This window comes from Pseudomonas sp., from assembly GCF_041601375.1.
GTDB lineage: Bacteria > Pseudomonadota > Gammaproteobacteria > Pseudomonadales > Pseudomonadaceae > Aquipseudomonas.
Window position 1 is genome coordinate 1 of the sequence record NZ_JBFIIG010000128.1, and the last position, 12281, is coordinate 12281.

Sequence of the window (12281 nt, forward strand, 5' to 3'; positions counted from 1 at the left end):
CGAATAGCCGCTGAACATGATGGCGACCAATGTGCTGCGCAGCTTCTTCGGCGCGTACTCGTTCATCAGCGCCACCACGTTGGGCATCAGGCCGCCACAGCCGAGACCGGCGATGAAGCGGCAGATGCCGAACTCGGTGGGATTGCTGGCAAAACCATTGACCAGAGTCGCGCTGCTGAACAGCAGGAAACACAGGGCGATGCCCTTCTTGCGGCCGATCTTATCGGCCAGGGTGCCGAAGACCAGGGCACCGAACATCATGCCAAAGAGCGCATAGCTACCCAGCGCGCCTGCTTGCAGCGGGGTCAGCCCCCACTCCTGCATGATTACCGGCAGGACTACTCCGTAGATGAACAGGTCGTAGCCGTCGAAAATCAGCAGCAGCGCGCACCAGAACATCACCATCCAGTGATAGCGATTGAAGCGCGCGTTATCTATTACCTCGTGAACATCAATATTTCGCATGGCATCGATCTCTTGTTGTTGTAGTGCTGATGCATCCCGGCATGGTTATTCCATGAAGTTCTGAGCCCCGTAGGATGGGTTAGCGGCGCAGAGCGCAAGGCTCAAGCACAACGCCGAATCGCGCGCGCCGCGTAACCCATCAACGACCCCTGCCTATCCCTGATCACCACCACCCACCGGCAGGGTCACGCCGGTGATATAGGCGGCGTCGTCGGAGGCCAGGAACAGGATCGCCCCGGCCTGTTCGTCGATGCTGCCGTAGCGTTTCATCAGGCTGCTGCTCAGGGTCTGGTCGACGATCTGCTGGTACCAGACCTTCTCCTGCGCGCTCTGCTCCGCGCTATTGCGCGGGATCCGCCGTGGCGGCGCCTCGGTGCCGCCGGGAGCGGTGGCGTTGACCCGGATGCCGCGCTCGGCGGTCTCGAAGGCCAGGCAGGCGGTCAGGGCGTTGACCCCGCCCTTGGCCGCGCCGTAGGGCACGCGATTGACCCCGCGGGTAGCGATCGAGGAGACGTTGACGATGGCGCCGCTGCCCTGCTCGAGCATCTGCGGCAGTGCGGCGTGGCAGCACCACAGGGTCGGGAACAGCGAACGCCGCACTTCGGCCTCGATCTCGTGCGCCTGGTAGTGCTCGTACGGCTTGGCCCAGATGGTGCCGCCGACGTTGTTGACCAGGATGTCCAGGCGGCCGAAGCGCTCGAGCGCCGCGGCCATCACCCGCTGGCACTCGGCGAACTGCTCGAGGTCGGCGGTCAGGCACAGCACTTCGGCGACGCCGGCCAGCTCGTCGGCCAGCTCATGCACCAGCTCGGAACGGTCGACCAGCAGCAGTCGAGCGCCCTCCGCGGCCATGCGCTCGGCCACGCGGCGACCGATGCCCTGGGCGGCGCCGGTGATCACGGCGACCTTGTGTTGAAAACGCTTGTCCATCTCGTAAACCTCGATCTCAATGCGATCCGTGGGAGCGGCTTCAGCCGCGAAGCTCTAGGGCCGCTCGTTCGCGGCTGAAGCCGCTCCCACAGGGGTTGCCCATCAACTCAGGCGCTGGCGGCGAACTTCTCGTAATAGAAGTTCGCCGGGGCGATGCCCTGTTCGCGGATGTAGCTGCTGACCGCCTCGACCATCGGCGGTGGACCGCACAGGTAGACATCCACGTCGCCGTCATTGAGATGCTTGGGCGCGATGTGCTGGGTGACGTAACCCTTGAGCGGGTAGCTGCTATCCGGGCTGGCCACGCAAGCGCTGTAGGTGAAGTTGGAGATGCGCGCGGCCAGGGCCTCGAGCCTGTCCATCTCGACCAGGTCGAAATCGTTGGTCACCCCGTAGATCAGGTGCAGCGGGTGCGCGCTGCCCTGCTCGGCGATCTTCTCGAGCATTGCGGTGAACGGCGCCAGGCCGGTGCCGCCAGCCAGCAGCAACAGCGGCCGCTTGATCTCGCGCAGGTAGAAACTGCCCAAGGGACCGGCCAGGGTCATGCTGTCGCCGGCCTTGGCCAGGCCAGTGAGGAAGCTGCTCATCAGGCCGCCCGGCACGTTGCGGATCAGGAAGCTGACTTCGCCGTCCTTCTGCAAAGTGCTGAAGGAGTAGGCGCGACTCTGCTCGCTGCCCGGCACCTTGAGGTTGACGTACTGACCCGGCAGGAACGCCAGCTTGCTCAGCGACTCGCCCTTGATCGACAGCGCGATGGTGCTGTCGGAGAGCTGGCGAACCGCGCTGATCGCTGCCTCGTAGCTGGCCTGCTGGGTCTTGCACACGTCACTGGACGCCGGCACGCGCACCACGCAATCGCTCTCGGCGCGCATCTGGCAGGTCAGCACATAGCCCTGCTCGGCTTCTTCCTCGCTCAGCGCGTCTTCGACGTATTCCTCGCCGAGGTCGTATTGGCCGGCTTCGGCGAAGCACTTGCAGGCACCGCAGGCACCGTCACGGCAATCCAGCGGGACATTGATACCCTGACGATAAGCGGCATCGGCAACGGTTTCGCCGACATTGGCGTCGATGAAACGGGTGACCCCGTCTTCGAAATTCAGTGCGATCTTGTGGCTCATGGCACACCTCGCTATAGCTGTTCTGGCTGATTGCGGCATGCAGAGGCCCGAGGCGGGAGCAAAAGCCTCCCGCCGGCAGCCCTGCAGCGGATTTAGATGTGGTAGACGTCGATGACCTGCCTGACGTAGTCGTTCTTCAGGACCACCTGCTTGGCCTTGATCAGCGGATTCGGCCCGCTGGTGTCAAGGGTGTAGAAGCTGGTGCCATAGAAGTGGTCGACGACCTTGTAGCGAAAGCTCATGGTGTGCCAGTTGAAGCGCAGCTTGCACACACCGTCGGCCTGCTCGAGCAGTTCGATGTTGCTGATGTTGTGCGAGGTGCGCGTATCCGGAATGGTGGCACTCGAGCGCTCGGTGCGGATGCGGAACACCCGGTCTTCCAGACCGCTGCGATTGCCGTACCAGATCAGCGAGATCTCGGTCTGCGGGTTTTCCACCAGCTGGTCGCGGTCGTCCCAGGCCGGCATCCAGAAGGTCGCGTCGCTGGCATACAGCTCCAACCACTCGTCCCACTGCTTGTCGTCCAGGTAGCGCGCCTCACGGTAGAGGAAGTCGCGCGCGGCTTGGTAAGTCAGGCTCATTTACGCGCCCTCCACGTGAATCAGCTGGTCCTGCTGCGCTTGCAGCGCCTTGATCATCTGCTGCTGCCAGTAGTGGTGCTGCAGCACGAACAGGCCCTCGTCTTCGGTGCGCACGCCGCTCATCAGCGGATGCAAATCGATCTCCCGGGCCGCCTCGTCGGCGCCCTCGATCCAGTGCTCGGCACCGCGGGACATGTCGTTCCACTCCATGGCGCGACCGGCGAAGCCCTGCTGGCAGGCACGGAACTCTTCCAGGTCGTCAGGAGTAGCCATGCCGCTGACGTTGAAGAAGTCCTCGTACTGGCGGATGCGGCGGGCACGGGCCTCGGCACACTCGCCCTTGGGCGCGATGCAGTAGATGGTCACTTCGGTCTTATCCACCGATAACGGCCGGGCGATGCGCAGCTGCGAGCCGAACTGGTCCATCAGGTACAGGTTCGGGTACAGGCAGAGGTTGCGCGAGTTGCCGATCATCCAGTCGGCACGCGCTTCACCGAACTCGCTGGCGAGACGATCACGCTCGGCGAACATCGGCCGGTCCTCGGGGTTATCCCAACGGGTCCAGAGCAGCAGGTGACCGTTGTCGAAGGAGTAGAAACCACCGCCCTTCTTGCCCCAGCCACCGGCGCTCATGGCGCGAATATCGTCGCCGGTCTCTTTCAGCTTGCGCTGTTGCTGGGTGGCGGCGTAGTTCCAGTGCACGGCAGTCACGTGGTAGCCATCGGCACCGTTCTCGGCCTGCAGCTTCCAGTTGCCTTCATAGACATAGGTGCTGGAGCCGCGCAGTACTTCCAGGCCATCGGCGGATTGATCAACGATCATGTCGATGATCTTCTTCGACTCGCCGAGGAAGTCCTGCAGCGGCGCTACTTGATCGTTCAGGCTGCCAAACAGGAAGCCGCGGTAGGATTCGAAGCGGGCGACCTTCTTCAGATCGTGGGAACCGTCGCAGTCGAAGCTGTCTGGGTAACCCGCTTCCTTGGGGTCCTTGACCTTGAGCAGCTTGCCCGAGTTGTTGAAGGTCCAGCCGTGGAACGGGCAGGTGTAGGTGGCCTTGTTACCACTCTTGAAGCGGCAGAGCATGGCACCGCGATGGCTGCAAGCGTTGATAAAGGCGTTGAGCTCACCGGCCTTGTTGCGCGCGATGAAGATCGGCTGACGCCCCATGGAGGTGGTGTAGTAATCGTTGTTCTCGGGGATCTGGCTCTCATGGGCCAGATACAACCAGTTGCCCTCGAAGATGTGCTCCATCTCCAGGTCGAACAGGCGGGGGTCGGTGAACATCTCGCGCTTGCAGCGGAAAATGCCCTTGTCTTTGTCTTCTTGCAGCAGGCCGTTCAGGTAGTCGAGTCGCAGGGTCATCGCCGTGGCTCCGTTATTATTGTTTCAACGGAATCAAGGCTACGGCTCAGGACTGTCCGACAATATCCAGTTTGTACACGACCTTTATCCGTTTTCTGCAGGGCGGCGAAAACGGATAAATGCTAGGCACGCGACAACGCCCGATGCCGCACCTGGGTGCGGCATCGGGCGTTTCAGCAAGAAAAAGGACGTTATGGACGCCAGTCAGCCGCGGCGGCGCAGGGTGTCCGAGGGCAGCTCGCCGAAGGTGCTCTTGTAGCTTTCGGAGAAGCGGCCCAGGTGCAGGAAGCCGTAGTCCAGCGCCACCTCGGTGACGTTGCGCACCTTGGCGGTCGGGTCGATCAGACAGGCATGCACGCGCTCGAGCTTCTTGCTGCGGATGTAGTGCTTCGGCGTGGTGCCGGCATTGCGCTCGAACAGCGCATAGAGCGAACGCGGGCTCATGTGCGCCACCTCGGCCAGCTGCTCCAGGCCGATGTCCTGCTTGAGGTTGTCCTCGATGTACTGGGCGATGCGCTCGAACGACGGGCAGCTTTCGCCCAGCTCATCGCGCCCGACGTTGTTGGCCAGCAGGCCGAGCAGCTTGGTGGCGATGATGCGGGTGTAGTGCTCTTGCACCTGGGTCAGCGGCTGCGTGCTTTCGGCTTCCTCGCAGACCAGTCCGAGCAGATTGACGAAGCCGTCGAGCTGTTGCAGGTTGTGCCGCGAGGCGAAGCGAATGCCGTCGGCCGGACGACGCCAGTGGTTCTCGCTGCAGGCCCGCTCGAGCAAGGTCGCCGGCAGCTTGACGATGAACTTCTCGCAGTCGTCCGAATAGGTCAGGTCGACCGGGTCGTCCGGATTGATCAGCAGCAGCTCGCCGGGGGTGAAAAAGTGCTCCTCGCCCCGGCCACGCCACAGGCAGTGGCCCTGCAGGAGAACCTGCAGGTGGTAGATGGTCTCCAGCGCCGGCGAGGTGACGCGCACGCTGCCACCGTAACTGATCCGGCACAGATCCAGGCTGCCGAAGGTGCGGTGGCTGAGACTGGCTTCGGGTCGCCCGCTTTGCGGCAAGCGAATGCAATGCGCGCCGACATGCTGATTCACGTAATCGGAGACGGCATAGGGGTCGGCATGGTGGAATATCCGACTTTTCTCGTTCAGCAGACGACAGTCCATAACTCACGGGCTCTTATAGTTTTTATGACGCTGGGGGTCGGCACAAGCAAGGCATCCACCCTCATATCTTTATAGATACAGGCAAAACAGCCATCCAACAGCCTGCACCGATCAACGGTCGCCAAGCGCTACCCGCCAGCCGTATCGGTCGACTCGTGGGCATCGATCCTATCGGTTACGACAGCTTAGTGAATTCGAGCAAATGCGGGAGAGTCAGTGCGCGATAACCGCACACATTCACGCCCAGGCTCAGCCCACAAAACGCCCTGACGCCCAGAGGTTATGAAAATATCGAGCGCCGTCGCGCAACGTCGCAGTGGACGTCTGGAGACGGTCGCAGCAGGCAAGCGATTTTTTCACAAACGCTCAGCTCACAATGGCTCGAACAGCTGACTGCTCAGCTCGCGACTGGCGCTGAGCATGATCGGCAGGAAGCGCTGCTCCAACTCGCGGGCGGGCACCCGTCCGGCATGGGTGCTGACGTTCATCGCCGCCAGCACATGGCCGGACGAGTCGTACACCGGCACGGCCAGCGAGCGCAGCCCTTGTTCCAGCTCCTGATCGACCAGGCACCAGCCCTGCTGGCGCACCTGCTGCAGGCATTCCCAGAGCGCCTCCGGGGTATGCAGGGTGCGGCTGGTCTTGGCCTGCAGCTCGGCATGCTTGAGGTAGTCGTGCAGGCTGTCATCGTCCAGCGCGGCGAGGAGGATGCGGCCCATCGACGTACAGTAGGCCGGCAAGCGGCTGCCGACGCTCAAGTCCACCGAGATCAGCCGCTGCGGAATCGCCGAGCGGGCGATATAGAGCACCTGCTCGCCCTCCAGGGTGGCCAGGTTGCAGGCCTCGTGCAGCTGCTCGCTGATCCGATCCAGGTAGGGCTGCGCCGAGACGGCCAAGGGCGTGGACGACAGGTAGGCATGACCGAGGGTCAGCACCTTGGGCAGCAGCGAATAGGTGCGCCCGTCGCTGGTCGCGTAGCCCAGTTTCATCAGGGTATACAGGCAACGGCGCACGGCCGCGCGGGGGATCTCGGTGCGATGGCTGATCTGCGCGATGGTCAGGTGGCGCTTGCGCTCCTGGAAGGCATTGACCACCGCCAGACCGCGCGCCAGTGAGGTCATGAAGTTCGGATCGCCGCTCAGCTCGGCGATGCGTTTGGCCGGCGAAACATACACCGGCGGCACCAGGCCGGACAGCGGCGGACGCACATCGGTCATACAACCTCCTGAGCAGACGGGACCAACAGTGATGCGATTATCGAACGATAGTCCGATAATCGCAATTGCTCCAACCGGCGCAGCGGGTCACCCTGCCGCCGCTCGGCCAGCACCTGTTACGTTCAGCTAGCCGCCGCAGGCTGGGCACGCTCCAGCCTAGCAAGCGAGACCGCCACACCGGCTGTTGTGGCGGCGCCCATCCCCTGAGCGTCACGCCAATGGCCGCGATAAGGGATGCGGGTCGCTACTGCTTATTCAGGATGAAAACGCCGGCGCAAGAACGTTTCACAACCTCTGAGCCCCAGGATAGCCGTGGCTGCGGGAAAAAACAGCGGACACAAAAAAGCCCGGATGCCTTTGCGATAAGGACATCCGGGCTCTTCTATAGCCTTCCGTAGAAGGATGTTTGGTGGGTCGTGTGGGATTCGAACCTACGACCAATTGGTTAAAAGCCAACTGCTCTACCAACTGAGCTAACGACCCGATGCAGGGCGCATGATACTGATTTAATTCAGGAAATCAACACCCAGAGAAAACTTTTAGCGATAACGGGTCGGATCGGCTACGCCCGCCGCGGCAAATCCGGCCGCACGCAGGCGACAGCTGTCGCACTTGCCGCAGGCGCGCCCCTGCTCGTCGGCCTGGTAGCAGGACACCGTCAGCGCGTAATCCACGCCATGGTGCAGGCCGGCCTGGACGATCTCGGCCTTGCTCATGTTCTGCAGCGGCGCCTGGATACGGAAACCCTGGCCTTCGACCCCGGCCCTGGTCGCCAGGTTGGCCATGCGCTCGAAGGCTGCAATGAACTCGGGACGGCAGTCCGGGTAGCCGGAATAATCCACCGCGTTGACCCCGATGAAGATATCGCGCGCGCCCAGCACCTCGGCCCAGCCCAGCGCCAGGGAGAGGAACACGGTATTGCGCGCCGGCACGTAGGTGACCGGGATGCCTTCTGTAGGGCTTTCCGGCACCGCGATGCTGTTGTCGGTCAGCGCCGAACCGCCGATGCCATCGAGGTTCAGGCCGATCACCTTGTGTTCGACCACCCCCAAGTGCCTGGCCACCCGTTCGGCCGCCTGCAATTCGGCACGATGGCGCTGGCCATAGTCGAAACTCATGCTGTAGCAGCTGTAGCCCTCGGCCTTGGCCAGCGCCACCACGGTGGCCGAATCGAGGCCACCGGAGAGAAGAATTAGCGCTTTCTTGTCGCTCATATCAATGTCCCGGCTCGTCGTTCCAGAGAATCTTGTGCAACTGCATTTGCAGGCGCACGGGCAGGTTGTCGGCGACTATCCAGTCGGCCAGCAAGCGCGCGCTCAACTCATGGTGGCTCGGCGAAAACAACACTTCACCGGCGCGCTGGTGCAAACGGTACTGGATCAGCTTGGTCACCGCCCAGTCATAGTCTTCGCGCGAGCAAATCACGAACTTGACCTGGTCGTTCGTCGTCAACAACTCGATATTCTCATAGCGGTTGCGCGCCACTTCCGCCGAGCCGGGGGTCTTCAGGTCGAGCACCTTGCTCACCCGCGGATCGACCGCCGACACATCCAGCGCGCCGCTGGTTTCCAGCGACACCTGGTAGCCGGCATCGCACAGACGCTCGAGCAGCGGGATGCAGTTGGGTTGCGCCAGCGGCTCGCCACCGGTTACACAGATATAGCGCGGCTTGTAGCCGGCGATCTGTTCGACGATGGCGTCCAACGACATGACTTCGCCGCCACTGAAGGCATAGGCGGTGTCGCAGTACTGGCAGCGCAGGGGACAGCCGGTCAGGCGAACGAACACGGTCGGCAAGCCGGCGGTGCGCGTCTCGCCCTGCAGCGAGTAGAAAATCTCGGTAATTCGCAGGGTATCTTGCATATCAGCCACGGGCGTGACGGCTAAACAGGCCATCCGCCTCCGTTGCGGGAAAAGGGGCGCGGATTGTAACGAAAAAACCCGCGCCAGGCGCGGGTTTATCACTACAGCTTGCAGCTTTCAACTGATTCCTTATGGCATCCGCTGCAAATCCCGCTGCGCCAACTGCGCCGCAGAACTACCCGGATACTTTGCAATCACCTGTTGCAGAATGCCTTTGGCCTTGTCTGCGTTGCCCAGACGCATTTCGACGTCGGCGAGCTTGAACAACGAGTCCGGCACCTTCGCATGTTGCGGATAGGACTGACTGACCTGAGCGAAGGCCCGGCCGGCAGCCTGCAGATCGCCTTGGGCGAGGTTCACCTCACCCAACCAGTACTGGGCATTACCGGCATATTGGCTGTTCGGGTATTTACGCACAAAGGCAGTAAACGCCTGACTGGCCTTGTCGAAATCCTTGGCCTTGATCAGATCGAAGGCAGCGTCATAAAACAGCTTCTCCTTCTCTGGGTCAGCCGGATCGCTGCTAGTCGGCGCCGACCTCTGGCCGGCAGTTGCCGGCGGACTACCATTGGCGCTGGCAGCACCAGCGACAGGGGAATTCTGGGTGGCCGCAGCACCTGCTGCTCCACTGCTCAAGCGCCGATCAAGATCCTGGTAACGCTCCAGGCCTTCTTGCTTCAGCCGCTGAATTTCATTCTGTTGCTCTTCGAGCAGACCGCGCAGTTGCGCGATTTCTTGCTGCATCTGTTGCAGCTGGGTAAACACCATGCCTTGCGCCGAGGTCGGGGCGTCAGCCCCTCCCCCGACGTAGGCGCCGGACGTGCCATAACCAGAAGGAGGATAACTATTGCTGCCATAATCGGCATTGTTATCCACCACAGGAACCTCGGCCCAAGCCGAAAACGGCAGGCAGAGGGCCAAAACAGTCAGAGCACGACGGCAGGTATGCATGGCTATTACTTACGCAGTTCTACGCGACGGTTCTGAGCCCAGGATTGCTCGTCGTTGCCAGTGGCAATCGCACGCTCTTCACCATAGGAAACCAGCTCCAGCTGAGCAGGGGAAACACCCTGCAGCACCAGGTAGCGTTGAACGGCTTTCGAGCGACGCTCGCCCAGAGCCATGTTGTACTCACGGGTACCGCGCTCGTCAGCGTGGCCTTCCAGAACGACGCGAGCGCCGTTGCTTTTCAGGTCTTTGGCATGAACGTCGAGGGCACGCATGGCTTCGGCTTTCAGGTCGGCGCTGTCGTATTCGAAGTAGAAGGTAGTGATAGCGCGCAGAGCAGCTTCTTCGCTCAGGCTGCCATCTACGGAACCGGTATCGGCACCGTAACCAGCGTTCGGATCTACAGCGTCGCCTTGACCGGCAGCATCGCCGCCCTTGGACGAACAACCAACAACAACGGCCAGAGCCAGACCCAGTGCAGCAATTTTGCCAAACTTCAGCATTTCCATCATGTAACTCCTAATGAACCCCAGTGTGTTAAGCAGTATTTGTAGCGTTAAAACGGTGTAGCGCCGCATCAGTTCAGGTAGGGGGACCAGGAAGGCTCTCGAACTTCGCCTTGAGCGGTAGGAAGAGGGAGCCTCACGCGTCCGTTAATGGACGCTAACATCAAGACTCCCCGACCCTGCTGGCGGGTCGCGTAGATTAGCATGGTGCCATTGGGCGCAACAGTGGGCGATTCATCCAAACTGGTGTCAGAGAGGATACGCAAATTGCCCCGTTGCAAGTCCTGGGCAGCTACCTTGAACACGGTGTAACCCTCCTGGCGATGGATCATCACCAGGGTCTTCTCATCAGCGGAAAGTTTCGGATTGGCGTTGTAGTTGCCGACGAAGGTCACCCGCTCCGCCGCTCCGCTGTTGATATTGGTCTTATAGATCTGCGGCTTGCCGGAGCGATCCGAGGTGAAGTAGATGGTATTGCCATCCTTGCCCCAGAAGGGTTCGGTATCGATTGACCCCTGGCTGGTTACACGACGAATCTGCCGCGACCCCATGTCCATCACATAGATTTCCGGATTGCCGTCCTTGGACAAAACGAAAGCCAGACGGCTGCCATCCGGCGACCAGGCCGGCGCGCCGTTGAGGCCCTCGAAGTTGGTGATCTGCTCGCGCCGCCCAGTGTCGATGTGCTGAACGAAGATGCGCGGACGCTTCTGCTCGAAGGACACGTAGGCGATACGCCGACCATCCGGGGCGAACGACGGCGACAGGATCGGCTCGCGCGACTGCAGCAAGGTCACCGCTCGAGCACCGTCGTAGTCGGAACGCTGCAGGGTGTAACGGGTGTTGTTGACCGAGAAGCGCTCGGCGGTGACATAGAGCATACGCGTGGAAAACGCACCCTTGACCCCGGTCAGCTTCTCGAACGACAGATCGGCGATGTGGTGCGCCATATCACGCAGTTGGTCGGTTCCGCCGCCGACGCTGCCGGTCAGCACCTGCTGTTCGGTGGCCACGTTGAACAGGGCGAACTGAACCTGCAAACGACCACCGCTGGGCAGCATGCTGCCCACCAGCACATATTGCGCGCCCAGGGCTTTCCAGTCGCGGTAGATGATCTCGCTGGCCTGGCTCGGCAGGCTGATCATGTTCTGCCGCGGGATCGGCTCGAACACTCCCGAATTGCGCAGATCATTTCCGATGATCTCGGCCATGTCCTCCGGCAGCACTGTGCCGCCTTGCCAGCCAAATGGCACTACGGCGATGGGGGTCGCACGGTCGGTACCCGTGCTGATCACCAAGGGGTCAGCCGCCTGCAGCGAGCCGACCAACATGGTCAGGCTGAGCAGGACGATACGCATCAGGGTATTCACAGACCTAAATCCTCCGGTTTGAAGACGGCACGTCGCTGCCGGTAAAGTCGATCGAAAGTAGCGCGATCCAATTGTTGCATCTCAGCGATGCGACCAACGTTACGCACCGCCTGTACTGCGGAGCTGTCGAATGGCGCATCGCCGCTGGAGCGGGTGACACTGGCGTTGATGATGGTGCCATCGGGCAACATCTCGATCAGCACTTCTACACTCATACCGTTACGCGCCGATGGCGGCCTGCGCCACTGCTCACTGACCAACTTGACGATCAAATCATCAAGACTGCCGGCAACCTGGTCGCCCACCTCATCGGCCAGCGCTTGCTGGCGACCGACATCCTCGGATAACAGTTCGGCCAATGCCGCAGCCTTCTTGTCTTCAGTGGCCTTGCGCTGAGCCGCTTCGGCTGCCTTTTTCTTGGCATCATCCGCGGCTTTTTTCTTGGCGGCCTCGGCTACGGCTTTTTTCTTCGCCTCTTCGGCGGCTTTCTTCTGGGCGTCCGCTGTCGCTTTTTTCTTCGCCTCTTCGGCAGCTTTCTTCTTCGCCGCTTCATCCGCCGCCTTCTTCTTGGCGATATCGGCTAGCTTTTTCTGCTCCGCGGCCTTCTTGTCGGCGTCGGCCCTCTTCGCTGCATCGGCTTTCTTCGCTGCATCGGCCTTTCGAGCCTCCTCGGCCTTCTTTTGTTCCGCAGCCTTTGCCGCAACAGCCTGTTTTTCCTTGTCGGCTTTCTTCTGTTCGAGCTGTTCAGTCTCATAAATTGGCG

Annotated in this window: 13 protein-coding genes and 1 tRNA gene; all 14 read right to left on the reverse strand. The window is 61.5% G+C overall.

What is annotated here, in order from left to right:
- Positions 1 to 465 (reverse strand): MFS transporter (locus ABZE94_RS15570; RefSeq protein WP_372876404.1); only part of this gene is annotated, 465 nt, incomplete at its 3' end.
- A 153-nt stretch (positions 466 to 618) separates the two neighbouring features.
- On the reverse strand, positions 619 to 1395 hold the full coding sequence (locus ABZE94_RS15575) for a 1,6-dihydroxycyclohexa-2,4-diene-1-carboxylate dehydrogenase (RefSeq protein ID WP_372876405.1): 777 nt from the start codon (positions 1393 to 1395) through the stop codon (positions 619 to 621).
- 107 nt (positions 1396 to 1502) lie between these two features.
- Positions 1503 to 2513 (reverse strand): benzoate 1,2-dioxygenase electron transfer component BenC, encoded by a 1011-nt coding sequence (gene benC, locus ABZE94_RS15580; RefSeq protein ID WP_372876406.1) that lies wholly within the window; start codon positions 2511 to 2513, stop codon positions 1503 to 1505.
- Positions 2514 to 2605: 92 nt separating this feature from the next.
- The gene (gene benB, locus ABZE94_RS15585) at positions 2606 to 3094 is read right to left on the reverse strand and encodes a benzoate 1,2-dioxygenase small subunit (protein WP_372876407.1); all 489 of its coding nucleotides are present in this window, start codon (positions 3092 to 3094) and stop codon (positions 2606 to 2608) included.
- Entirely contained in the window at positions 3095 to 4456 is a 1362-nt protein-coding gene (gene benA, locus ABZE94_RS15590; protein ID WP_372876408.1) for a benzoate 1,2-dioxygenase large subunit, read from the reverse strand.
- Positions 4457 to 4660: 204 nt separating this feature from the next.
- A complete protein-coding gene (locus tag ABZE94_RS15595; RefSeq protein WP_372876409.1) occupies positions 4661 to 5614 on the reverse strand; it encodes an AraC family transcriptional regulator in 954 nt (317 codons plus the stop codon).
- 371 nt (positions 5615 to 5985) lie between these two features.
- Positions 5986 to 6831, reverse strand: coding sequence for an IclR family transcriptional regulator (locus ABZE94_RS15600; protein WP_372876410.1), 846 nt, complete (start codon positions 6829 to 6831; stop codon positions 5986 to 5988).
- Between the two features lie 407 nt (positions 6832 to 7238).
- A tRNA-Lys gene (locus ABZE94_RS15605) sits at positions 7239 to 7314 on the reverse strand.
- A 56-nt stretch (positions 7315 to 7370) separates the two neighbouring features.
- Positions 7371 to 8045: a 7-cyano-7-deazaguanine synthase QueC gene (gene queC, locus ABZE94_RS15610; protein WP_372876411.1), complete on the reverse strand. Its 675-nt coding sequence runs from the start codon at positions 8043 to 8045 to the stop codon at positions 7371 to 7373.
- Position 8046: 1 nt separating this feature from the next.
- On the reverse strand, positions 8047 to 8694 hold the full coding sequence (queE, locus tag ABZE94_RS15615; RefSeq protein ID WP_372876412.1) for a 7-carboxy-7-deazaguanine synthase QueE: 648 nt from the start codon (positions 8692 to 8694) through the stop codon (positions 8047 to 8049).
- A gap of 129 nt (positions 8695 to 8823) precedes the next feature.
- Entirely contained in the window at positions 8824 to 9645 is an 822-nt protein-coding gene (gene ybgF, locus ABZE94_RS15620) for a tol-pal system protein YbgF (protein ID WP_372876413.1), read from the reverse strand.
- Between the two features lie 5 nt (positions 9646 to 9650).
- Positions 9651 to 10151 (reverse strand): peptidoglycan-associated lipoprotein Pal, encoded by a 501-nt coding sequence (gene pal / locus ABZE94_RS15625; protein ID WP_372876414.1) that lies wholly within the window; start codon positions 10149 to 10151, stop codon positions 9651 to 9653.
- A 68-nt stretch (positions 10152 to 10219) separates the two neighbouring features.
- The gene (gene tolB, locus ABZE94_RS15630; protein ID WP_372876415.1) at positions 10220 to 11518 is read right to left on the reverse strand and encodes a Tol-Pal system beta propeller repeat protein TolB; all 1299 of its coding nucleotides are present in this window, start codon (positions 11516 to 11518) and stop codon (positions 10220 to 10222) included.
- A partial coding sequence (gene tolA / locus ABZE94_RS15635) for a cell envelope integrity protein TolA (protein WP_372876416.1) occupies positions 11515 to 12281 on the reverse strand: 767 nt, incomplete at its 5' end. The genes tolA and tolB, both read right to left, overlap by 4 nt.

Excerpts from the sequence above, each read along its gene's own strand:
- queE (WP_372876412.1), bottom strand. The coding sequence starts at position 8,694 with ATGCAAGATACCCTGCGAATTACCGAGATTTTCTACTCGCTGCAGGGC.
- benC (WP_372876406.1), bottom strand. The coding sequence starts at position 2,513 with ATGAGCCACAAGATCGCACTGAATTTCGAAGACGGGGTCACCCGTTTC.
- ABZE94_RS15595 (WP_372876409.1), bottom strand. The coding sequence starts at position 5,614 with ATGGACTGTCGTCTGCTGAACGAGAAAAGTCGGATATTCCACCATGCC.
- benA (WP_372876408.1), bottom strand. The coding sequence starts at position 4,456 with ATGACCCTGCGACTCGACTACCTGAACGGCCTGCTGCAAGAAGACAAA.
- benB (WP_372876407.1), bottom strand. The coding sequence starts at position 3,094 with ATGAGCCTGACTTACCAAGCCGCGCGCGACTTCCTCTACCGTGAGGCG.
- pal (WP_372876414.1), bottom strand. The coding sequence starts at position 10,151 with ATGGAAATGCTGAAGTTTGGCAAAATTGCTGCACTGGGTCTGGCTCTG.
- ABZE94_RS15600 (WP_372876410.1), bottom strand. The coding sequence starts at position 6,831 with ATGACCGATGTGCGTCCGCCGCTGTCCGGCCTGGTGCCGCCGGTGTAT.
- ybgF (WP_372876413.1), bottom strand. The coding sequence starts at position 9,645 with ATGCATACCTGCCGTCGTGCTCTGACTGTTTTGGCCCTCTGCCTGCCG.
- queC (WP_372876411.1), bottom strand. The coding sequence starts at position 8,045 with ATGAGCGACAAGAAAGCGCTAATTCTTCTCTCCGGTGGCCTCGATTCG.
- ABZE94_RS15575 (WP_372876405.1), bottom strand. The coding sequence starts at position 1,395 with ATGGACAAGCGTTTTCAACACAAGGTCGCCGTGATCACCGGCGCCGCC.